A 21,870-nucleotide genomic window follows, 5' to 3' on the forward strand; every position below is an offset into this window, starting at 1 on the left:
ATAACCCACCACCTTTAGGTGGTGGGAATATCTTGATTACGGGTGCGGGGTTATAAGCTCCGTACCCGTAGAACTGCGTCAGCAGTGATTTTATAACGAGCAAAAAGCGAAGCGTTTGCGAGTTTAACCCCATTAGATAAACGGCCTTTATCAGCAGCTATTTATCTTAGCTGGCAATAACAGCATTTACATATTATTAGTGTGAATAGATTAATCAATTAAGGAGAAGAACTAATGGCAAGTGAGATCAGAGATATCAACCTGGCAGAGTCAGGACTTAGAAAAATAGAATGGGTAAGGCGCAACTGTCCGCTCCTGTCCATGCTCCATGATGAATTTGAGAAGACAAAGCCCTTTAAGGGTCAAAAGATCGCTCTCTCAGTACATCTGGAGGCTAAGACCGCGTATCTGTGCCTGACACTGGCTGCAGGCGGTGCTAAGATGTATGTAACAGGCTCCAATCCCCTCTCCACACAGGATGACGTAGCAGCAGCCCTGGTACATGAAGGCCTGGAAGTACACGCATGGCACGGAGCCAGCGAGGAAGAATACCTCTCCCACATAAGAGCTGTACTGACCCCCGGTCCCAACGTGATCATAGATGACGGCGGAGACCTGGTACATATGATGCATACAGAGCTCAGGGACCTGATCCCCGGAGTGATCGGCGGCTGCGAAGAGACCACCACTGGTATCATCCGTCTGGAAGCTATGAATAAAGAAGGTAAGCTTAAGTTCCCCATGGTAAGAGTTAATAATGCCATGATGAAGCATTTCTTTGATAACCGCTATGGCACAGGCCAGTCAGTATGGGATGGCATCAATCGTACCACCAACCTGATCGTAGCAGGCAAGATAGTAGTTGTAGCAGGCTATGGCTGGTGCGGTAAGGGCGTTGCCATGAGAGCAAAGGGTCTGGGAGCAAGGGTCATCGTAACAGAGATCGATCCTGTTAAGGCTATTGAAGCTGTAATGGACGGCTTTGACGTAATGCCTATGGCAGAGGCTGCAGAAGTTGGTGATTTCTTTGTGACAGTTACAGGCTGTGACAAGGTCATCGACGAAGAAGACTTCATGAAGATGAAGGAAGGCGCCATCCTCTGCAATGCAGGCCACTTTGACTGCGAGATTGATATGGCAGGTCTTAGAAAGATCGCAACAGATACCCAGCCTATGAGAAACAATATCATCGGCTACAAGCTTCCAAATGGCAGAGTCATCTATGTTCTGGGAGAAGGCAGGCTTGTAAACCTGGCCTGCGGCGATGGACACCCTGCTGAGATCATGGATATGTCCTTTGCCATCCAGGCTCTTAGTGGCAAGTATCTGGTAGAGCACAGAGATGAGATCACAGACATGCTTATTGATGTGCCTGAAGATGTAGACAGAGAGGTTGCTGTCAAGAAGCTGGCCTTTATGGGCAAGAAGATTGACAAGCTGACTCCCGAACAGGAGAAATACCTAAACGAGTCAGGACTTTGATCCCATTAAAGATTAGGACTATATCTGCCTGCTGCCAAGCCCAATATGCAGCAGGCAGTTTTATAATACTTCCGATCTCCCCTTATCCATGGGAAGCTAGCAATTTGTTTTAAGAATATTGAAAGGATATGAAGCTATGCACGTAGGTCAGATCATCAAGGTAGACGTTGCAAACGGCGCAGGTATCAGACTGTCAGTCTTTGTATCAGGCTGCACCAACCACTGCGAAGGCTGTTTTCAGCCTGAAACATGGGATTTTAATTTCGGAATGGAATATACTCCTGAGATGGAGCAGTCCATAATAGATGAACTGGGCCAGCCCCATTATAACGGTATCACACTCCTGGGAGGCGAACCCATGGAGCCTGAGAATCAGCAGGTACTCATAGGGCTGATCCGCAGGATCAAAAAGGAGCTCCCCACAAAGAACATCTGGATCTATACAGGCTTTAGCCTTGATAAGGATTTAATACCGGGAGGCCGCAAATATACCGATGTGACCGATGAGATCCTAAATAGCACAGATATACTGGTAGACGGCAGATTTATGTTGTCGGAAAAGGATATTTCCCTACGCTTTAGAGGCTCCAGAAATCAGAGGATCATAGACCTTAATGCCACAAGAGCTGCCGGGCAGATTGTCCTTGCAGACTACTGAGCAAATGCAAAGCCTTGAGATATAGTTAACCTGAAGGTGCATAAACTATTCTCAATGCTTTATCATTTCATCCAATAGGCAGATAATCGCATACTATGTCATACATTTCTCTTTGGATGGCATTATTGTGACACACACCTCTCTCATAGGCGGTGATAAGGTCAGCCATGACTTCTACTGTGAGCTGCTTTTTTCTGGCATAGTTGTTCCAGAGAAAGAGTACTGTGTTCACATGCATGATCCCAGTCACTGCAAAGTGGACAAAGCTATAATTCTCATAGTTTTCAGGATAACACTGCTGAAAATAATACAAGAGATATCTGAGGATCGCTTCCATCCGGAAGGGGTCCTCTTTAAAAAATTCTTCCACATTCTTCAGCCATAGCCGCTGGCCTTCTATCTCAGTTTTCAGGTCATATTTTCTGTGATACCATTCAATAGCCCTGTTGATCCTGGATAGGATCCTCTCATCTTCCATATCTATATCTGTATTGATGATGCGGTTTAGTGCCATGATGGGCATAGGCAGATAGAGCCTGTCAGGATCAGGATCAGAAGCAGCATATTTCCTGTAAAAGGCCAGGGGCATGTTCTCTTCTCTTACCAGTTTCATTTCACTATGAGACAGCACTGCTTCCTGGGCATATATGCACCAGAACAGCATGGTCTTTAGTATCAGGTCCAAAGCCTTATATGATGTCATGTCACCCGGGGAGAGCTTTGTCATGTCCATAAATTCCTTCCAGGAATCAAGGATGATCCTGGCAAACTGAGGGTCTTCGTTGGAGCCGCGAGCAGCTCCCTCGCATTCTCCATCTCTCAGGATCATTTCAGGCCTTTTCTCCCTTTTTAGCAGCATCAGGCTCTGGCCTATACAGGACAGATCTGTATTCTCTATGGCAAAAGAGCCGTAGTTACGCACTTCCCTGGGAAATCTCCTGCATATCTCAGGCATATACTCTGTGCCAAACTTCTTTTGGATCCTGCACAGTCCCTTTAGATCGTGGAATATACAGCTGCCTGCATCATAGTTGAAATAGTTGTCATCAGGCCCGGACAGACCGGCACGCAGGGCAAAGCCGCCAAAGCCCTTCTTGTGCATATATCTTTCTTTGGTCTCATCATCCACGATGATCCGCCAGCCGCTGCAGCAGGTCTCAGGGCAGTCTCCGGCAAGGCACTTATATTCAAGATATAGTTCATTGCTGTAAATCTTCACCCGTTTGTCTCCGATATTCCCATTTAAAAACTATCTCAGATCAATTATCTAATTTTCTAATATCTATATTTTAAACTATCATTCTATGATCATTTCCACTGGCTGATCTTATCTATTTCTATTATAGCCATCAGAAGTGTATCTTCTTTAATTTTCCTGTTCGGATCTACATAGGTCCATTTGCCGCCTTTTTTCTTCATTGCGGCTACATTCATATTGTATTTTCTTCTAAGATCCAGTTCTACCAGGTCATGGCCTATCCATTCTTTTCTGGGCTGGATTTCTATCATACAGAGGTTCTCATCTATTTCAAAAAAGTCATGGATGTATTTAGAAGTCAGTATCCTGGCAGATCGTATGCCGCCCTCTTCTTCGGGACAGATGATCTTATCTGCGCCAACTCTTTTTAGAATCTTTTTCATCCTGTCAGTGGACGCCTTGGCAATGACTACCGGTACGTTCTTTTCCTTGGCTATGGATATGCAGAGTATGCTGGCAGAGAGATTACTGCCCATGCAGGTGATAACTATATCCATATTTTGAAGGCCCAGAGCCATGACTTCATCTTCATTGTCCAGATTGGCGCATACTGCCATTGTAACTTTAGAAGACATGTCCCTTATGACCATCTCGTCTTTATCAACTACCAAGACATCTTCTCCCATTTCGTACATTGTTGTAGCCAGACTGCATCCATACCTGCCCAGTCCCAGTATTGCTATTGAATTCTTTGCCATATCTATCCTCCGTCTTTGGCCTTTTTAGTCTCTTATCCTACATAGAAAGTGCCTTCAGAATATTTTATCCTGTTGGCATCCGATCTGTTCCTTGAAAAGATAGCTACCAGTGATATAGGTCCTATCCTGCCCAGAAACATTGAGATGATTATCACTATCCTGCCGTATATATTAAGGCTCCCCGTCAGCCCCCTTGTCAGTCCTACTGTTCCACAGGCGCTCACCACTTCAAAGAGTGCATCCTCCATAGCTACAGGATTTACCAGTAAAAGAAGTATAGACATGAGCATGACTGCTCCCAGACTGACAACCGCAACTGCTGCTGCCTTTCTCATGGACTCTTCAGATACGCTGCGCTTAAATATGACGTTTTCATCCCTGTGACTGACGTAGGAACGAACGTTCATGAGAAGGAGGAAGAAGGTAACGGTCTTAATACCGCCCGCCGTACCAACAGGAGAACCTCCTATGATCATCATGATATAAGCTATAAGACATGAGGCGAAATTTAATCCCTCCTGAGGGAAAGTTGCAAATCCTGCAGTCCTGAGGGTAACGGATTCAAAGAGACTGTTTAGCAGCTTGGATCCAAAAGGCATAGCTCCTATGGTTGCAGGATTATGATACTCCGTTATCATAAAATAGATCGCGCCGCCTATTATAAGGGCAAGAGTAAATGAGATAACGAGCCTGCTATGCTCCGACAGCCGCCCCCATATCACGGAAGGAGTAAAGCTCTTTCGCAGGCCCTCTTTAACTTTTTCCATCAGATCGAACCAGACTACAAATCCTATACCACCCATGATTATGAGAATCATGGTCACTGACAGCACCAGGGGATCATCCTTGTAGTCAGCCAGACTGTTAGGGCCCAGAACATCCATGCCCGCGTTGCAAAAAGCTGATACTGAATTAAATATAGCGCACCAGATGCCTTTTGGGATGCCATATTGAGGAACGAAACGTATGGCATAGAGAATTGCACCTATAGCCTCTACAAGGAGAGTTCCCTTCAGTACTCTGCCCAGAAATGACAAGAGTCTGGAACTGGTATTCAGGTTAAATGCATCCTGGAGGAGCAACCTGTCTGAAAGCGAGAACTTCCTGCCGGTCAGGACCATCAGACTGGCGGCAATGGCTATCATTCCCAGTCCGCCTATCTGGGCCAGGATTAGTATGATGACCTGGCCGATAAAGCTCCAGTGGAGATAAGTATCTACTACAACCAGTCCCGTTACGCAGACCGAAGTGGTAGCAGTAAAAAGAGCTGTGACAAAAGGAGTCACCTCCCCCGTTCTTGAAGAAAAGGGCAGCATCAGCAATAATGCTCCTATGATGATAGTGATCAGAAAGCTGGCAGGAATGACCTGAACCGGAGTCAGTCTGATACCTTTGATCTTATCAGTTTTAAACATGGATCCCCCGTATATATTATTCGTATATCAATAAAATAATCTTACATTCATAATAATATTGATGTCAAAAATTACAAGCCGCCCTGCATATGCTACAATACTCAATATGGACAATAATGCAATCATCGCAGGGCATGTCAAGGATCTGGCAGCCCGCGCTTATCAAAATGACTATACAACCCACAGCGACTTTTTGTCGCTTTCAGAATGCCAGGTCGCCCTTGAGACCGTGAGGAAAAACGGGGGCTCTGTGCAGTTTCAGACTTTTAACGGTGTCAGATACTGCTTTATAGGCGGCTACGAGGATGCCGAAAGGCGCATCATGTGCTTTCTTCCCTCCTATATGACTGAAAGGGAGCTCATAGCTTCGGAAAATGAAAACGGCTCTATCCTTGGCTGTATCAAAGTGGAAGCTGTAAATGAGAAATTTGCAGATGAGCTGGGCCACAGAGACTATCTGGGAGCACTGATGAATATGGGGATAGAGAGATCCAGGATAGGCGATATCCTCTGCAGCAAGGATTCTTCTCTTGCCTATATATTCGTCATGAAGGACATGGAAGAGACAATAGCAGCCGAGCTTACCAGGATAAAGCATACAACGGTAAAGGCCACGATAGTTCCGCCCTCTATGTGTGATATCAGGCCCTCATTTAAGGAAGTAAACGGCTTTGTAGCATCCCTGAGACTGGATGCCATACTGGCCTTTGTATATCATATGTCCAGAAGCGCTGCTCAGGAGCTGGTATCAAGAGAGCTGGTATTTGTAGACGGAGTGACAGCAGTAAGCCCGGGCTACGACCTTAAGGAAGGCAGCAGAGTCAGTGTAAGAGGCCATGGAAAGTTCAGATTTATAGGGCAAACCGGCAATTCCAGGAAAGGAAGACTGGCCATAGCTGTGAATATTTACGACTAAACACTATGATACTTATATGATATTAATCAGTATTCTTGGTATTTTTCCGGGAATGTTAAACTCGCAAACGCTTCGCTTTTTGCTCGTTATAAAATCACTGCTGACGCAGTTCTACGGGTACGGGGCTTATAACCCCGCACCCGTAATCAAGATATTCCCACCACCTAAAGGTGGTGGGTTATCTTGATTATTTTATATATATTTAACATGCTATCTTGCTTAATGCAGCATTAAATAATAGTTGTTACTGCGCTATTATAGTATTATCAATAACACTATCACAAATACTGCTGATATCATGACATAGAAATGCATCCGTGCATTTCTAAGCATGTCAGAATACATCCATGTATATGACATAGAAATGCATCCGTGCATTTCTAAGCATGTCAGCAGGATCCTACAGGTGCCTATATGAGTAATAATGATTTTAATAACTATCATCCGGACAGTCCAAATGCCAGATATCAGGAGCTGATGAGACAGCTCCCTGATACCCCTTTTACCCAGCATAAGTATAATCTAAAGACCCTAATTGAAAATGACCGCCTCAGCAACTTCCTTTACATCTTAAAACTAAAGCTGGGACGCAAGTTCGTGCCCCTCTTTTTCATAGCTATTATCATAGGAACAAGCGGAGTGATCCATCTCCTACCCATCATAATCATAATACTTCTGATCAAGGCTTCTCAAAGCGGACGGTCACTTACAGGCAGCATCTCAGGATGGTTTGAGACCAGAAGGCTGATCAATAAGTACAAGGAATATGCAGGCCTTATAGGCGATGCCGAGAGCTTCTCAGTATCCTGGCTCTCTGAAGCTTCCGGGGACAGCCTTCCCAAAGTAAATGAGATGCTGGATAAGATGAGGCTCTGCGGCCTTCTCATGAACGAGTACTTTTCCGAAGACAAAGACAAGGTATATCTGACTCAGAATGCTGTGGATGCCAGCTATGTAGAGCTGTCAAATGAAAAGCTGGATACCGATGATCCCATTGCCCAGGAGGCCATGGCAGTCTTTAATGAAGGTATGGGCTTTGTAAGTGAGATAAACAGATATAACAAAGAGCTGCCGGAAGTGGGTATCACCAACGAACTAAATAATATCACTAATACCCTGACCCAGCTCTATATATCTGTAAAGCAAAACCCCGAGCAGTACAGCAAAATGCGCAAGATCAATTCCTATTATCTGCCGGAGCTCTTAAATCTTCTTGCTACCTATCACGATCTCTACAGCAGAGGATTAAACATATCTACTGCCGCCAATATCAAAAACGAGATCGAAAACTCGGTTCGTATGCTCAATACAGCTCTTACCAATCTCCACACTGAGATGATGAGTGACACCAAAATGGATGTCAGCGCAGATATCAGTGTGATGCGTTCCATGCTGGAGCAGGACGGACTGCTATAAAGAAAATAATAGCGCTGCTTTCAGAAGCTTTTTTCCTCTGAAAGCAGCGCTAATTAATTGCTATTAACAGGATAATAGCCTATAAGCAGATTCAGGCAAAGGGATTTTCATCCGGGTATCTGACTCCCTCGGGCTGATTGTAGCCAATCTCCCGGGGATCCACTCCAATATACTTTAGAGCTTCATAAAGAAGCCTTCCGTAGTGTCCAAACATGACTGCGCCGTGATGAGGGAAGTTCCTGCCTATAAGGCCATAGCGATAAAAGCGTCCCATCTCATGGATGGCAAATACACCTATACTGCCAAAGCTTCTGGTAGCAACAGGCAGTACCTCGCCCTCTGCTGCATAAGCACGAAGCTTGTTATCTGCTGCAGACTGAAGTCTGTAGAAGGTGATCTTGCCGGGATTGATATCGCCTTCGATAGTACCGTCGCACCAATCCTGGGGATGGGTACGAGCCATGATCCTCTGGAAGGAGAGATGTGCGCCGCCCATAAGATTGGAGCAGGTATTGCCGCAGTGGAAGCCCATAAAGGTATCTGTAAACTTGTAATCAAATTTACCCTTAATGGACTCATCATACATATCATGAGGCACGGAATTGTTGATATCCAGAAGTGTGACTTCGCTTCCGCTAATGCACAGGCCTATATATTCTGACAAGGTTCCGTAGATATCAACCTCACAGGATACCGGTATTCCCTTTCTCATCATGCGGCTGTTGACATAGCAGGGTACAAAGTGGAACATATCCTGGAATGCAGGCCAGCACTTGGTGGTAAGTGTCACATATTTGCGATAGCCGCGGTGATCACGTACCCAGTCAAGGAGTGTGAGCTCATACTGGGCAAGTTTCCTTAGGAAATCAGGCTCTTTGCCCTTCAGGTTCATCTCATCAGCCATATCTGCCATCACATCCGGGATCCTCTCATCGCCCTCATGCTTTGTAAAGGCTTCAAAGAGATCCAGCTCAGACTCTTCCTCGATCTCCACGCCCAGATTAAAGAGCTGCTTGATAGGAGCATTACATGCCATAAAGTTGGCAGGCCTGGGACCAAAGGATATGATCTTGAGACCAGCCAGGCCCTCTGCTACTCTTGCTATGGGCAGAAAGTCATGGATCATATCTGCGCATTCCTCAGCATTACCCACAGGAAACTCAGGAATATAAGCCTTAACATTTCTAAGAGCCAGGTTGTAGGAAGCATTGAGCATACCACAATACGCATCTCCTCTGCCGTCCATAAGGTCTTCCTGGGACTCTTCGGCAGCAGCGCAGAACATCTTGGGTCCCTCAAAATGCTTTGCCAGCAGCGTCTCTGCTATCTCAGGTCCAAAGTTGCCCAGATATACACAAAGGGCATTGCAGCCATTCTTCTTTACATCCTCAAGAGCATTTACCATATCGGTCTCGCTCTCGATGATGGTGACAGGGCACTCGTAGATGTCCGCCTTGTCATATTTTTTGGCATAGGCCTCTACCAGAGCTTTTCTCCTGTTCTCTGCCAGTGACGCAGGAAAACAATCTCTTGATACAGCGACAATTCCAAGCTTGATGGTGGGTATGTTGTTCATCCTTCTTCCTCCTACTTGTATAAAATAAGCACTCCTTTTGTGCCATGTTCACTGCGTATGCCGCTTTTCCGTCACGGCCCTGTAAGTCAGTAAGCCTAATGCTCTATTGCCTCCAATAGATTACCCTCTTTATCATATCTTAGCTTTAGGAATATCATCCCCTTATCAGTATCATCAACCAGTCTTTTTAGAAATATTTTATCACCTTCCCAAAGCTCCAGGTCAAAAATATCATTCTTATCTATCCATTCAAGGTCTCCTTCATCACAGCTTCCTATCTCGCCTTCATACGAATCAGCAGTAAAAAGATGCATATACTCAGGGATGTTATCATCGTAGACAAAGGTCACTATCCCTCTGAAATTGTAGCCAAGGAGCTTTAGACCTGTCTCTTCATGCACTTCTCTAAGAAGACAATCTACCGGGTCTTCGCCATCTTCAAAGTGTCCGCCCACCCCGATCCACTTTCCACTGTTTACGTCTCTTTTTTTCTTATTGCGGTTCATCATAAGAAATCTTTTGCCGTCATCTATATAACATAAAGTTGTAAGCGAGCATGGTGTTTGTTTCATATTATCCCTTTGATAAAAATATTTCATTACGATTTTATAAAAAATCGCCTTGTTTCTATCCTTATTGAAACAATTATAACACTTATAATATCGCCATTGGAAACAATTTAGAACGCCGCTTTTAGTTAAAACTTTTTATATAAAACCTCTAAAAACCCAGGTGTAAACTCTTTTTGAGCTTGCAGTTTATAACGTTTTTCTATTTTTTTCGTTGCATTAATAAAGTAGTATTTGTTATACTAGATGAGAAAGTTGACAGATTTGGTTTTTTGTCATGTTTTCAGGAGGAAGAAAGTGGAATCTATCATTAAATCTTTATCATCCATTTACAGCAAGTTCAGAATCCATTTTTATGTACAGGTTTTTTCAAGGATCGATTCCGGCAAGAATTCTCTTACAACCGTTGAGACGCTTAGCATGGAATGTATCCAGGCCCTTGGCAATCCTACCATTGCAGAATTTGCAAAGATGATGAACATATCAGCTCCAAATGCTGCATACAGGGTCAACTCTCTTCAGGAAAAGGGCTATATAGATCGTACCAGATCCAAAGAGGATCAAAGGGAATATCACATCAAACCCACCAGCAAATATAATTCTATTTACAGGGCTAACCTTAGCTATATCAAAAAGCTGGACGAAAGATGCAAAGAACGCTTCTCTGAAGAAGATCTAAAAAAGCTTGGGGAGATGCTGACCATTATAGACAAGGAGCTCATACCTGAACTGAATACCGATCAGTACAGGAAAAAAGACGGAAAGAAAAGCTTCTGAAACTTCGGAATCTATCACCAAACCCTATGCAGGATCCTGCATAGGGTTTATTTATGCGTGTAGATGACCTTTCAAAAATACTTTGCCCATTATAAAGGGCCTGATGTATCATAAAGAAAGACTATAAAGCATACGGATATCATCACATGGCTTGACAATCAGTTTATACGCTATGTGATCACAAGGAGTGCCATGATCCCACAAACTTCACTTAGAAATCAGATACTGGACTATTGCAGGGACAAATACCATATTAGCCCTGTATATCCCTGGGACCTCTTAAACGAATACGCAGTCCTTCGTCATGATGCCTCCAAGAAATGGTTTGGACTGATCATGAATGTAGAGGCTTCCAGACTGGGCCTTCAAAATAGGCAGATAATCGATGTCCTTGATGTGCGCGCTGACTCTGCTGACATAGTCTATTACCTGGGAAAGCCCGGCTTTCTACCTGCTTATCATATGAGTAAGAGCAGCTGGCTTACTATACTTTTGGACGGAAGCGCATGCATGGATACGATCATCTATCTCCTTGAAAAAAGCTATGATCTGACAAAGGAAGATGGCGCAGTGCGCTTTACATCTACCTACTCTGATGAAGCTATCCCCCTGGGGCGAAAGAGTTCTGCTTCTCTTCCTGATAAACTAAAAGAGCTTAAAGCCCTCTACGATCCTTTTAGCAGAAGCAGTAATTACGAAGCGCTCTGTTTCTACAAGCAGGCAAAGCTTGCTGAGGATTACGAGGATGGCTATGTTTTCACCGGCCGCTTTATACGTTTCTATCCCACCTACCATGTGATGAATGACGATCAGCTCAGGGGCTATTTTGCCTGGAGGACAGATTACAGGCATGGGAAGGTCCACAGTACATCTATATCATTTATATATTTATATTTGTATGAATTATTAGCCGGAATAGGCGTGACAGATCCTCTTGAGGGTTTTCATGCCATCCAAAAGATCGACCGTATATTTGGGGACAAGGATCCGGGCCTTCATGATAACATCAGCCTCTGGCTAAATGACTATGTCATTTATTACAATCTGGACCATAACCTATTGGAGGGCAATTACAGCAGCGATATCCTCTCTGCCATTGCAGCCTTATCTGATCCCCAAAACATTTCCATGACTGATGAAGAGATCTTTGCCTGCCTGTGCAGAGTATCCCATTATGACCCCTTGTCATCTCTCATCTACAAAAAGCTCCCCTCAGATATGGTATGCGCTCTGGCCAGAGTATACCGGGGCCTTGACCGCTACCTTAAGGAGCATGATCAGCACGGGCTTATAGAGCGCAGCTATGGACACAAGGCAGTTATCCCCTGCCATTTATTCAGGACTGCCGTCTTTTATGACCATCTTCAATACGAGGATTATGAATATAAGGTAAACAGCGGTCGTGTATACAGATGCAAAAAGGGCAACTGGACCCTGGAGGGTTATATCACCTCTCCTGAAAAAAGCAAGGAAATAGGCGCCATATGCAAGGAAACAGACAGGCAGCTCCGCGCTCTCACAGGGTTAGGCCACCCTCTTAAGAAGACTATGGGCCTAAGTCCCAGCATTATAGGCATGATAGGCGAACTGGTCAGGGAATATCTAAAAGATAAAGAGACCGCAGCAAAGCCTGTGATCAATATTGATTTTTCACGCCTTGGAGATATCAGAAAAGATGCTGCTGTTACCAGAGACAAGCTCATAATAGACGAAGATGAGGCAGAATTTATCCTGGGTCAATCTGATGATGAAGAGACCGGAAAAATCCCAGGCCCATCAGTTGATAATGAGACGGGAATAATCCCAGGCCCATCAGTTGATGATGAAAAAGAGGAGGCAGCAAACCCGTCATCGCCTTTTACCCCTATTCAGAAAGAGATACTCTCTCTCTTACTTCAAGGCGGTGATCTTAACGGGTTTGCTGCCAGTGAAAGGATTATGCTATCCGTGGAGATAGATGAAATTAATAATTTTTTCTATGACGAACTTGGTGATACTGTGATCGAATACGATGAGGACAAGCTCTGTCTTGTGGAGGACTATATCCCCGATCTGCAAAAATATCTATAACTACTTTCCCTTTACTTATCGCTCGATGAGGACAGCCTTGTTGTCGGAGATCACTACTTTAAGGCTTCTGCCCTTCCAGAAGAAGGGGATCTCAAGCTCTTCCCAGCCCGCAGGAAGCATAGGCTTAAAGTCAGCACTCTCGTTCCACATAGCCGGTCCAAGGCCTGCAAACCCATATACTATGAGCTGCCAGAGTCCGCCGCAGTTGGCGATGTGTATACCCTCTTTGGCGCCGCCTGCTGCCTCGTCCATATCTATATCTATTACCTTGTCCAAGAACTTTTCTGCTTCGTCCATCCTGCCAAGCCTTGCTGCGATGATACCGTGGACAGCCGCAGACAGAGATGAATCATGAGTAGTAATAGGCTCATAGTAATCATAGTTTTTGCTCTTTACCTCATCTGTAAATTCAGGTCCAAAGAGGAGCATGTTCTCCAGAACATCTGCCTGCTTTAGAGCCTTGACCCTGTAGTTGTGCTCCTGAGATATGCAGGTACCAAAGCATTTGCTCCTGTCCTTCCATACCTCATCAAAATCTATATCCGCATAATCAAAGAAGTCATCACTCTGAGGAACAATATCTGATCCGTCATCAGTCTTTGGCAGTCTCATATTATCTGCCACTTCCTTAAAAAGCTTTTTCTCATCATCCTTAAGGCCCAGTCTTTCTTTGAGGACTCTGTATTTTAATGGCTCCTTTTCTTCCAGGGATTCAAGCTCTGCGCAGGTAAGGTCCAGTGAGAACTTCACCATTCTGTTGGTATAATAATTATTCCTGGTCATGGGCAGGTATTCATCAGGCCCCATGACTGCCAGTAGCTCGTACTCCCCGTTCCTGTTTTTGTCTGCTCTTTTAACCCAGTATCTGGAAGTCTCTATGAGGATCTCCAGACCAAAATTCTCCATGAATTCTTCATCGCCTGTTGCACTTATATAATTCTTCATAGCATAGGCGATATCAGCAGTCACATGTATCTCGTGATCAGCATACTGCCAGCATGCACACTCCTCATGTCCTGATACTGATGACTCCCAGGCATATCTGGCACCGGGATAACCATAGCTTTTCGCATTCTCCCTTGCGCCGTCCAGAGTCAGATATCTGAACATCAGAAGGTTCCTTGCTGCTTCAGGATCTGTGTGGAGGAAGAAGGGGAGCATATTGATCTCTGTATCCCAGAAATAACGTCCAAAATAGGCTTCGCCTGCATGTCCCTTGGCACCTATAGCCACTCTTGGATCTTCTCTGTCTGCTGCTCTCATCAGGTGATAGATGCTGGCCCTTATAGCAAGCTGGGCTCTGTGATCGCCCTTTATCCTGATATCAGATGCAGACCATCTCTTCTCCCAGGCAGTTTTATGATCATCATATATTGTCTGGGCTCCGGCTCTTCTTGCCTCTTCTATCACAGATCTGGCACGGAAGGACAGAGAGTCTTCTTCCTGATCCCTGTCTGTGCACAGAGCTATATATCTGGTCATTAGAAATTCTGTATTTTCATTTATTTCTACTGTGCCTGAAGAATAGATGGCATCATTTATATCCTTCTTGCCCGAAAAGTCTGCATCAGCTTCTATCTCGGATACGATAAGGACCTTATTACCACCATTGGTCTCAACTTCAAGGCTGCAACCTGTCTGTCTCTGGTTCTTCCTGATAGATGTAAAGTGATCAAAGCCATTGGTCCTGACGCCTGCATTGATACCTGCGTCTATCTGCACTCTTGCTGATCCTGACAGGCCCTTTATCATAAGCTGGGACAGGGCCAAATGCTTTCTGTCCATGGAGATGAATCTCTTATAGGTAAGCCTTAGTGCTGCCCCATTTCTGCAGTCCCATCTAAAGCTCCTTGTAAGGACTCCGTCTGAGAGATTAAGGATCCTCTCATAATCTGATATCCTGCTCTCTGCCATATCCAGTCTTTCACCGTCCACAGTAAGGACGGTATCAAAGAAATATGGCTGATTGATCATCTCTGTCATCAGAAAGGGGTGGGGCCCCACTACCCCGGGTACAAAGGTTCCCCACTTGGAAAGGGGGAATCTCTGGACTTCAAGTGTTACATTTGCAGGCTTTCTGTCATATTCCAGATCCTGCTTTTCAGCAATAAGACCCTCATCATAGGAGCCACGGACATGCATATATCCGTTTCCCTGAGTCATGATGCCTTCGTAATATTTAGACGTAGCCGGATCGTATCCGGGGTCTTTTAAATAGAAATCTTCAAGATTATCTTTTGTCACTATCATCTGCATCTTTTCTAGTCATCCTTTTTCTAAATAGTCTGGGACATTTTATCCCTTTACCGATCCTGCTGCCAGACCTGAGATGATCTGTTTCTGCAGCAGGATAAATATCAGGATGGAAGGAGTGATAACAACTACTGTAGCCGCAAACATTGCACCGTAATCGGAGGCAAATGCGGACTTGAAGTAGTAAAGAGCTATCGGCAGGGTCCTCTTGGAAGTCTCGCCTGTCAGAGTCAGGGCGAACTGGAACTCATTCCATGCCAGGAGGAACTGTATAACACCTGCTGTAGCAAAAGCGGGCCTGGTAATAGGCAGGACTATGGTAAAGAAGGTTCTGGCAAAGCCGCAGCCATCAATATATGCAGCTTCTTCCAGTGTAAAGGGGATAGTCCTGATGTAGGACACCATTACATAGAAGGTGGTAGGCATACCGATAGCTGTATATACCAGGATCAGTCCTGTCAGTGTATTGTAGAGGTGCGATGCCTGAAGTGTGGTATAGAGGGGCTGGAGCAGAGCGGCTGCCGGTACGATCAGTCCTATGGAAAAGATCAGTGTGACAAGGCCCTTTGCCTTAAAGTCGCATCTTACCACTACATAGGCTGCCATAGAGCAGACTATGAGATTTAACAATGTCGCAACGATACCTACGATAATGCTGTTCTTATAAAAAGTTACAAGAGGCGCCAGCTTAAATGCTGTTACATAATTCTGAACGTGGAGTACCTTGGGGAGACCTATGGTTCCTGAGAGAATCTCCGCATTGGTTTTGAAGGAGGCCATGAATACCCATATAAAAGGAGTCAGGGCGATCAGTATTATGAACAGCATCAAAGCTGCTACCATCGTTTTCTTGATATATTTAGTCATCTCAATTACCCCCTTAATCCTCATCATCCATGCGATAGAGCTTCCTGATGATCACCAGGGACAATACTCCGAGGAGGATCAGCAGCACACCCTGTGCATTGGCCAGTCCAAAATTGTTATTGGAAAATACAGTCTGATAGAGGTACATGGGCATATTCATTGTACGTACGCCGGGGCCGCCGGAAGTAGTCATCATGATGATGTCCAGCTTCTGAAGCATGGAGGTGGCAGCCAGAACTGTACTGGTACCTATGATATTGCGCATCAGTGGAAGTACTATATATAGGTCAGCCTGGAGAGGTGTTGCACCATCTACCTTGGCTGCCTCTATGATCTCGTCGGAGATGGAGCTCATCTCTGAGATCACCAGAATTGTTACCAGTCCTGCATAGGGCAGCCATGTAAGAGTGACTGACAAAAAGGCGGTCTTTGGATCCATGAACCAGTTCACGTTAAAGTCGCCATTTATTTTCTTGATCAGGTTGTTGATAAGTCCGAACTGAGGATTGAGTATGCACAAAAAGAGCATTCCAAGAGCCGCAGAGGATATGATATTGGGTATGAAGAATACTGTACGCATCGCATTGGAATACCAGTGCTTCTTGGCCAGTATCAGGGCCACCATTGTACCAAAGAGTACGTGGATGGTAGACTGGAGGAATATCCAGACGATAGTATTCTTAAGGGCTGTAAGGTATCCCTTATCAGCTGTAAACAGATCTACGTAATTCTTTATTCCTATAAAGCTCAGCTTGCCTGCGATTGTCCAGTCTGTAAAAGATGTTGTTATAAGGACAAGGAGGGAAGCAAGAAAAATATATGCAAAAAGCGCTACTCCCGGAAGGAGAAATATTGCTATCCATTTTTTATTTCTGGTCATTTTTTTGCCTCATTTTCAGGAGATTTTGGGTGATTTGGGCCAAGAATTGGGCATAAATATCGCCCCGTCAGGCCACTCCTGGTTCAGACGGGGCGCTTTTTTAGAAAAGATTATTTATTCTTAGCAATTGCATCTGTAAGGTTCTGAGCCATATCAGCAGCAGAGATCTCGCCGTATACCAGTTCGGGATAGCTTACAGCAAACTCATCCATTACGCTGGAGTATGCCTGGTTATCAAAGTTGCCGAATGTGTACTTAGCGTTTGCAGACTGCTCGATCAGGTCTACCAGAAGAGGGTTAGCTGCCTTGTACTCATCAGAGAGAGCTACGTTCTCTGTAAGAGGAAGTACGCCTGCCTTCTCAAGGAATACGCTCTGAGCGTAAGCACCTGTCTTGAACTTAAGGAACTCAAGAGCTGCAGCCTTCTCAGCATCGGACTTGCCTTCTGTGCAAAGGATATAACCTACTTCATACTGTGTGAAGAGGCCGTCGCCGGGATAAAGTGCTACGCCAACCTTGTCGCCAAAGCCGGGAAGAGACTTGGTCTCATCTGTGAAATCAGGGCACATCCAAGGTCCGTTGGGGATCATAGCTGTCTGACCCTGCTCGAAGGAGTTAGCAGCATTTGCATAGATAGCGCCAACTGCATCGGGTGTTGAATAATCTGTAAGGCAGGTCTTTATCATTTCAAGGCCGTTTACCATAGAATCTGTGTTGTAGCTTTCAGGATAGAAGGTGTTCATGAACTTGTTGCCTTCGTCTCCGTCTGTTCCTACATACGCGCCAAGGAGAAGATTGGTTGTCCAGCAGTTCTCACCTGTCATAAGTGAAAGGGGTGTATAACCTGCATCCTTAAGCTTTTTGTTGTTCTCCATGAACTCATCCCATGTCTTTGCGGGAGTGATACCTACTGCATCGAACATTTCCTTGTTGTAGAAATATCCGATAAGCTGACGCTGGTTGGAGATGGAATAGATCTTGCCATCCTCTGTTGTGTTATAAGATGCAGCGCCTTCGCCTACATACTTCATCCACTCAGCATCCTCATCAAGGTAAGGCTTGATATCCGTAGCCTGGCCGTTTTCAATAGCCAGCTCTCTGATACCGTTCTTGCCGATCAGCACGTCCGGAAGGGACTTGGATGCAGCCAGGACCTTCATCTTATCTACATAAGCATCATCACTGGGAAGCTCCTCTACTACTACCTTGATCTTGCCTTCATACTGCTCGTTGAATGCATTGATAACTTCTGTCTCTGCTTCAGCAGATGCGTGAGAACCTACCATGAATGTAGCGTAGCTGATCTCAACGGGACCGTCAGATGATTCATCGGCTGAATCTGAAAGAGCTGTTTCCTGAGCCTCTGCAGGAATCTCTTCTGTTTTTTCTGTCTTTGATGTGGCTCCGCAGCCAGCCAGCATTGTTGCTGCCATAAGAGCTGCCAGAACTCTCTCTGTCTTTCTTTTCATAACTCTTAAAATCCTCCTCTAAAAAAGGTTATTGGCTATCGCCGGGCCTCTTTCCCCTCCCGACATCTAACACTTTACCCTTTATGAGTCCAGAGCTTAATAGATTCATTTTCCCTTCATCATGATAATTTTGACTGTGAAGGTGTCAAAAGCCTTATCCTCATCCTTTATCTTGGAAATATTTGATATAGATTTAAAATTCTTTACCGGGATACATTCTAAAGTCAGTAGGGCTCTTGCCTGTCTGCTTCAGGAATACGTTGGTAAAATAGGCAGGATCGTTGTAGCCTGTTTCCCTGGCAACTTCATATATCTTCATATTAGTGGACAATAGAAGGCTCTTGGCCTTGTCTATCCTCTGCATGGTAATACGCTCTGTGATGGTCTTGCCTGTCAACTTCTTATAAGCTCTTGAGAGGTAGCTGGGATTCAGATAGAGAGCTGCGCTTATGCTGCCCAAGGTCACATCATCCTTGTAATTCTTTCTGATGTAATCATTGACCTTCTCCACCAGCTCATTTCTGTAATTCTTTTTACCTATGCAGATCCTCCTGATGGAAGAGAGGGTATCTGTACCTATAGCTACCAGGCTAAAGATAGTCCTTGAACCCTGGATCTTTTCATAGATCTCATTTTCCAATCTGTTGAAGTCCTGGGAGACATCGATCTGATACCTGACAGCCTTGTGGATTACACTGGAGCAGATGACCAGCATATAGAGCTGGCACTGCTCAAAGGTGCAGCCGGACTCTGAGAGCTTGTCATAAAACTCTTTTAACAGGCCTGCTGCCAGATCGCTCCCTTCATCAAATACCGCATCGGAGATCATAGCCATCTCCCTGTCTGCATCGATGGGTATGCTGGAGGAATTCATGATATCCGGGTCTGTATATACAGCCACGTCAGAGCCAGCCACCCTGATACCTGCCAGAGCTTTGTAGGCTTCTTCTTTTGCCTGTCTCATATCTGAGGAGAGATCGTGCTCTCTGGACAGACCCATCCTCAGATCCAGTCTCATAAACTCTTCCACCATAGTGGTGATGCTGCTGACATAATTAAGGACTGTACTAAGGCCTATACCTGTACCCGGAGCGTACCAGATCACTATAAGACCGTGTGCCTCGCCCATTTTGATCAGGCAGTGGTCGCAGCCCTTTAGAGAGATATCCAGGATATGCTCTAATACTTCTCTCAGGTTGTGCTTGCCGTCATCGGGGTCAGTCTTGTCCATTTCAAATGCACAGAGTACAAAATTCTTGCCTGCAAGAGCCAGCTCATTTTCTACGCCGCTGTCTCTACCGCCGCCTTCAGTAAGGCGTCTTAGGTATTCCTCCTGCCTCTGGGACACTGAGCCTATGAGCACCTCCTGTCCCTGGCCTCTCTCTTCTTCGATCTCCTCTATAGTCTTGGATACTGCTGCGGGAAGCTCCTCTAAGAAGTCGTTCTTGATGATAAAATCATTTACCCCGTATCTGATGGCAGTCCTTGCCAGTTCAAAATCCTGATATGCAGTGAGGATTATCACCTTAAGACTTGGATAAGACTCCCCAAGCCTTCTTGATAATTCAAGGCCGTCCATTACAGGCATCTTAATATCTGTGATCACTATATCTGCACTGTTTTTTTCCAGATATGACAGCACCTGAGCTGCTCCTGATGCGCTGAGCACCACCTCGCAGCCTAGGGCATCCCAGTCTATGAGGCGCACTATTCCTTCTCTTATATTTCTCTCGTCATCTACGACTATGATCCTGGTCATGACTTTGTTTCCTTTCCTTGGAAGGGATCTTTATCATAACATCCGTCCCTTCTCCCTTATTACTTCTGATATTGATTCCGTAGGCCTCTCCGCAAAGGAGCCTTATACGCTGATCTGTATTGGAGATGCCGGTCTTGTCCCTGCTCTCCTCTCCGGGAGCCGTCTTCTTGCTGTCACTTAGTTCATCCACGTCAAAGCCTGCCCCGTTGTCCAATACGTGGATGGCTACATCCTCATCCTGCCGCCTTAGGATCACCTCTACCCTGGCTTCCCCTTCGGTATTCTCGATGCCGTGTACTATAGCATTTTCTACCATTGGCTCTATTACCAGCCTGGGTATCATCTCATCGTATATAGTCTCATCATCAATATCTATGCTATAGGTCAGTCGGTCTTCATATCTGACCTTTTGCAGTTCCAGATAATAGTTCACCAGCTTTAGCTCTTCCCTGATGGTGATAAAGGTCCTCTCATCCTTGTAGATACCTGCCCTTAAGAGTCCTGAAAGGGATGCGATCATACTGGTCACAGCTTCATTGCCTGCCATCTTGGCCTTTATCTGTATGGTCAGGAGTATATTAAAGAGAAAGTGAGGATTCATCTGATGCTGCAAGGACCTGATCTCTGAATCCTTTAGGAGGATCCTGGCTTCATATCCGGACCTTTCCAGCTTCCTGATCCTGCCTGATAATATTATGAACATCAGTATGGAAAAGACTGCCACTATAACCGACACTATAAAGAAGCTCTTCATGCCGCCAATGGTCCTAAATACCAGTACGCTGTAGGGGATAAGGCAGACAAAGCTAAAGTCTGCATTTACTCTTTTCTTGAGCCCTGTGTAGGAATTACCATCGTACCATACTCTGACTGTTTCGCCGTCCCCAGCTGATTCAAAGCTGGTCATGATCTCATCCGGAATCTTTTTGCCCAGCATAAGAGCATCATTGGAGGAATATACCTTTTGCCCGGGGCCCACTATATATGTCAGAGCGCCTTCATAAGAAGCCGCATCCTCAAAGGATTTTCTAAAATACTCCTCACTGGTTGCTCCAATGATATAGAGGCTGTGATCACTGGTAAAATCAGACTGGATCCTAAGCGTGGTAAATATTCTGGGATTAGATGCCGTGGGCGGTATCATAAGAGAATAGTCATCTGTATTTGATATGATACCCTCTACTCTTGAGGTCTCATCCGAGATCATCTTGAGATTGGTCGGCTTGGTATAGGAAGTCGCAAGAAGGGTCTCATCCTCGTAGAGAGTGATATAGTCAAATAGCTGCAAGTTCCATGCACTGGAGCTGACAAGGAGATTTTGCATCTCTTTGTTGAGGAGAATCTGATTCTCCAGATTGGCCTTACCCCCAAGTGAAAAATAGGTCTGATCCTTGAGCCAGTTATCTACAGAATCAGAGCCTGAGAGGTTATAGGTAGCAGTCCTTATGAGAGATATGGTCCTGTCCAGATTATCCGTAGTCACCTCGGCCATAGACTCAATATTCTGCTCAAAGGACTCCAGGATATTATCATAGATAGTGCTGGTCACATAGCTTACATACACAACAAAGACTATGATCAGGATCACAATGAACTTATAAAGCTCACCGCTTCCCTTTTTCTCTTCCTGCTTTTCATCAAATATATCTTTATGTAATTCTTTATTATTCTGATCGCTCATATTGTTCCCTTGAATTATCGTATTCGTTATTATTTTATCGTCAGAGACATTTGTTATGAATGCTCTTAATGCCCTGCTTCTTGGAATATTTTTACATTCCCATTTTTACTTTCCCGCTTGATCAAA

At 45.0% G+C, this 21,870-nt stretch carries 17 protein-coding genes; 6 read left to right on the plus strand and 11 right to left on the minus strand.

The annotated features are described in order from the left end of the window. The first annotated feature begins 234 nt into the window (after nucleotides 1–234). Together G636_RS0112110 and nrdG are read left to right on the plus strand one after the other, a co-directional pair. Nucleotides 235–1,482: an adenosylhomocysteinase gene (locus G636_RS0112110; protein WP_026508260.1), complete on the plus strand. Its 1,248-nt coding sequence runs from the start codon at nucleotides 235–237 to the stop codon at nucleotides 1,480–1,482. A 136-nt stretch (nucleotides 1,483–1,618) separates the two neighbouring features. Next, nucleotides 1,619–2,140 (plus strand): anaerobic ribonucleoside-triphosphate reductase activating protein, encoded by a 522-nt coding sequence (gene nrdG, locus G636_RS0112115; protein ID WP_026508261.1) that lies wholly within the window; start codon nucleotides 1,619–1,621, stop codon nucleotides 2,138–2,140. 67 nt (nucleotides 2,141–2,207) lie between these two features. On the opposite strand, the gene fliB is transcribed toward nrdG, so the two are convergent. From fliB to G636_RS0112130, 3 genes are all read right to left on the minus strand, one after another. Then, a complete protein-coding gene (fliB, locus tag G636_RS0112120) occupies nucleotides 2,208–3,359 on the minus strand; it encodes a flagellin lysine-N-methylase (protein ID WP_026508262.1) in 1,152 nt (383 codons plus the stop codon). An 89-nt stretch (nucleotides 3,360–3,448) separates the two neighbouring features. Further along, the gene (locus G636_RS0112125) at nucleotides 3,449–4,096 is read right to left on the minus strand and encodes a potassium channel family protein (RefSeq protein ID WP_035779640.1); all 648 of its coding nucleotides are present in this window, start codon (nucleotides 4,094–4,096) and stop codon (nucleotides 3,449–3,451) included. A gap of 32 nt (nucleotides 4,097–4,128) precedes the next feature. Continuing rightward, complete coding sequence (locus G636_RS0112130) at nucleotides 4,129–5,511, minus strand: TrkH family potassium uptake protein (protein ID WP_035779641.1); 1,383 nt, start codon at nucleotides 5,509–5,511, stop codon at nucleotides 4,129–4,131. Between the two features lie 106 nt (nucleotides 5,512–5,617). Between G636_RS0112130 and G636_RS0112135 the strand changes: the two genes are divergently transcribed. After that, entirely contained in the window at nucleotides 5,618–6,427 is an 810-nt protein-coding gene (locus G636_RS0112135) for a YlmH/Sll1252 family protein (protein WP_026508265.1), read from the plus strand. A 414-nt stretch (nucleotides 6,428–6,841) separates the two neighbouring features. Next, nucleotides 6,842–7,843 carry a hypothetical protein gene (locus tag G636_RS0112140; protein WP_026508266.1) on the plus strand — a complete coding sequence of 334 codons (1,002 nt, stop codon included), beginning with the start codon at nucleotides 6,842–6,844 and terminating at the stop codon, nucleotides 7,841–7,843. 91 nt (nucleotides 7,844–7,934) lie between these two features. Here G636_RS0112140 and G636_RS0112145 read toward each other — a convergent pair whose 3' ends face one another. Both G636_RS0112145 and G636_RS0112150 read right to left on the minus strand, forming a co-directional pair. Further along, complete coding sequence (locus G636_RS0112145; protein WP_026508267.1) at nucleotides 7,935–9,419, minus strand: L-fucose/L-arabinose isomerase family protein; 1,485 nt, start codon at nucleotides 9,417–9,419, stop codon at nucleotides 7,935–7,937. A gap of 95 nt (nucleotides 9,420–9,514) precedes the next feature. After that, the gene (locus G636_RS0112150; RefSeq protein WP_026508268.1) at nucleotides 9,515–9,991 is read right to left on the minus strand and encodes an NUDIX hydrolase; all 477 of its coding nucleotides are present in this window, start codon (nucleotides 9,989–9,991) and stop codon (nucleotides 9,515–9,517) included. Nucleotides 9,992–10,285: 294 nt separating this feature from the next. On the opposite strand from G636_RS0112150, the gene G636_RS0112155 reads away from it, so the two are divergent. Beyond that, nucleotides 10,286–10,765, plus strand: a complete 480-nt coding sequence (locus G636_RS0112155; protein ID WP_026508269.1) for a MarR family winged helix-turn-helix transcriptional regulator — start codon at nucleotides 10,286–10,288, stop codon at nucleotides 10,763–10,765. Between the two features lie 192 nt (nucleotides 10,766–10,957). Next, nucleotides 10,958–12,835 carry a TerB N-terminal domain-containing protein gene (locus G636_RS0112160; RefSeq protein WP_026508270.1) on the plus strand — a complete coding sequence of 626 codons (1,878 nt, stop codon included), beginning with the start codon at nucleotides 10,958–10,960 and terminating at the stop codon, nucleotides 12,833–12,835. 15 nt (nucleotides 12,836–12,850) lie between these two features. Here the strand turns inward: G636_RS0112160 and G636_RS0112165 are convergent, their stop codons facing one another. From G636_RS0112165 to G636_RS19700, 6 genes are all read right to left on the minus strand, one after another. Then, nucleotides 12,851–15,091, minus strand: coding sequence for a glycoside hydrolase family 65 protein (locus G636_RS0112165; RefSeq protein ID WP_026508271.1), 2,241 nt, complete (start codon nucleotides 15,089–15,091; stop codon nucleotides 12,851–12,853). Nucleotides 15,092–15,130: 39 nt separating this feature from the next. Continuing rightward, nucleotides 15,131–15,955, minus strand: coding sequence for a carbohydrate ABC transporter permease (locus G636_RS0112170; protein ID WP_242826967.1), 825 nt, complete (start codon nucleotides 15,953–15,955; stop codon nucleotides 15,131–15,133). A 13-nt stretch (nucleotides 15,956–15,968) separates the two neighbouring features. Next, complete coding sequence (locus G636_RS0112175; RefSeq protein ID WP_026508273.1) at nucleotides 15,969–16,835, minus strand: carbohydrate ABC transporter permease; 867 nt, start codon at nucleotides 16,833–16,835, stop codon at nucleotides 15,969–15,971. A gap of 110 nt (nucleotides 16,836–16,945) precedes the next feature. Next, entirely contained in the window at nucleotides 16,946–18,304 is a 1,359-nt protein-coding gene (locus G636_RS0112180) for an ABC transporter substrate-binding protein (RefSeq protein ID WP_026508274.1), read from the minus strand. A 193-nt stretch (nucleotides 18,305–18,497) separates the two neighbouring features. Beyond that, entirely contained in the window at nucleotides 18,498–20,063 is a 1,566-nt protein-coding gene (locus G636_RS0112185; RefSeq protein WP_026508275.1) for a response regulator transcription factor, read from the minus strand. After that, nucleotides 20,038–21,744, minus strand: coding sequence for a sensor histidine kinase (locus G636_RS19700; RefSeq protein ID WP_026508276.1), 1,707 nt, complete (start codon nucleotides 21,742–21,744; stop codon nucleotides 20,038–20,040). The genes G636_RS0112185 and G636_RS19700 overlap by 26 nt, the downstream gene beginning before the upstream one ends. Between the last annotated feature and the right edge of the window lie 126 nt (nucleotides 21,745–21,870).

This window comes from Butyrivibrio sp. MC2013 (assembly GCF_000424585.1).
GTDB lineage: Bacteria > Bacillota > Clostridia > Lachnospirales > Lachnospiraceae > Butyrivibrio.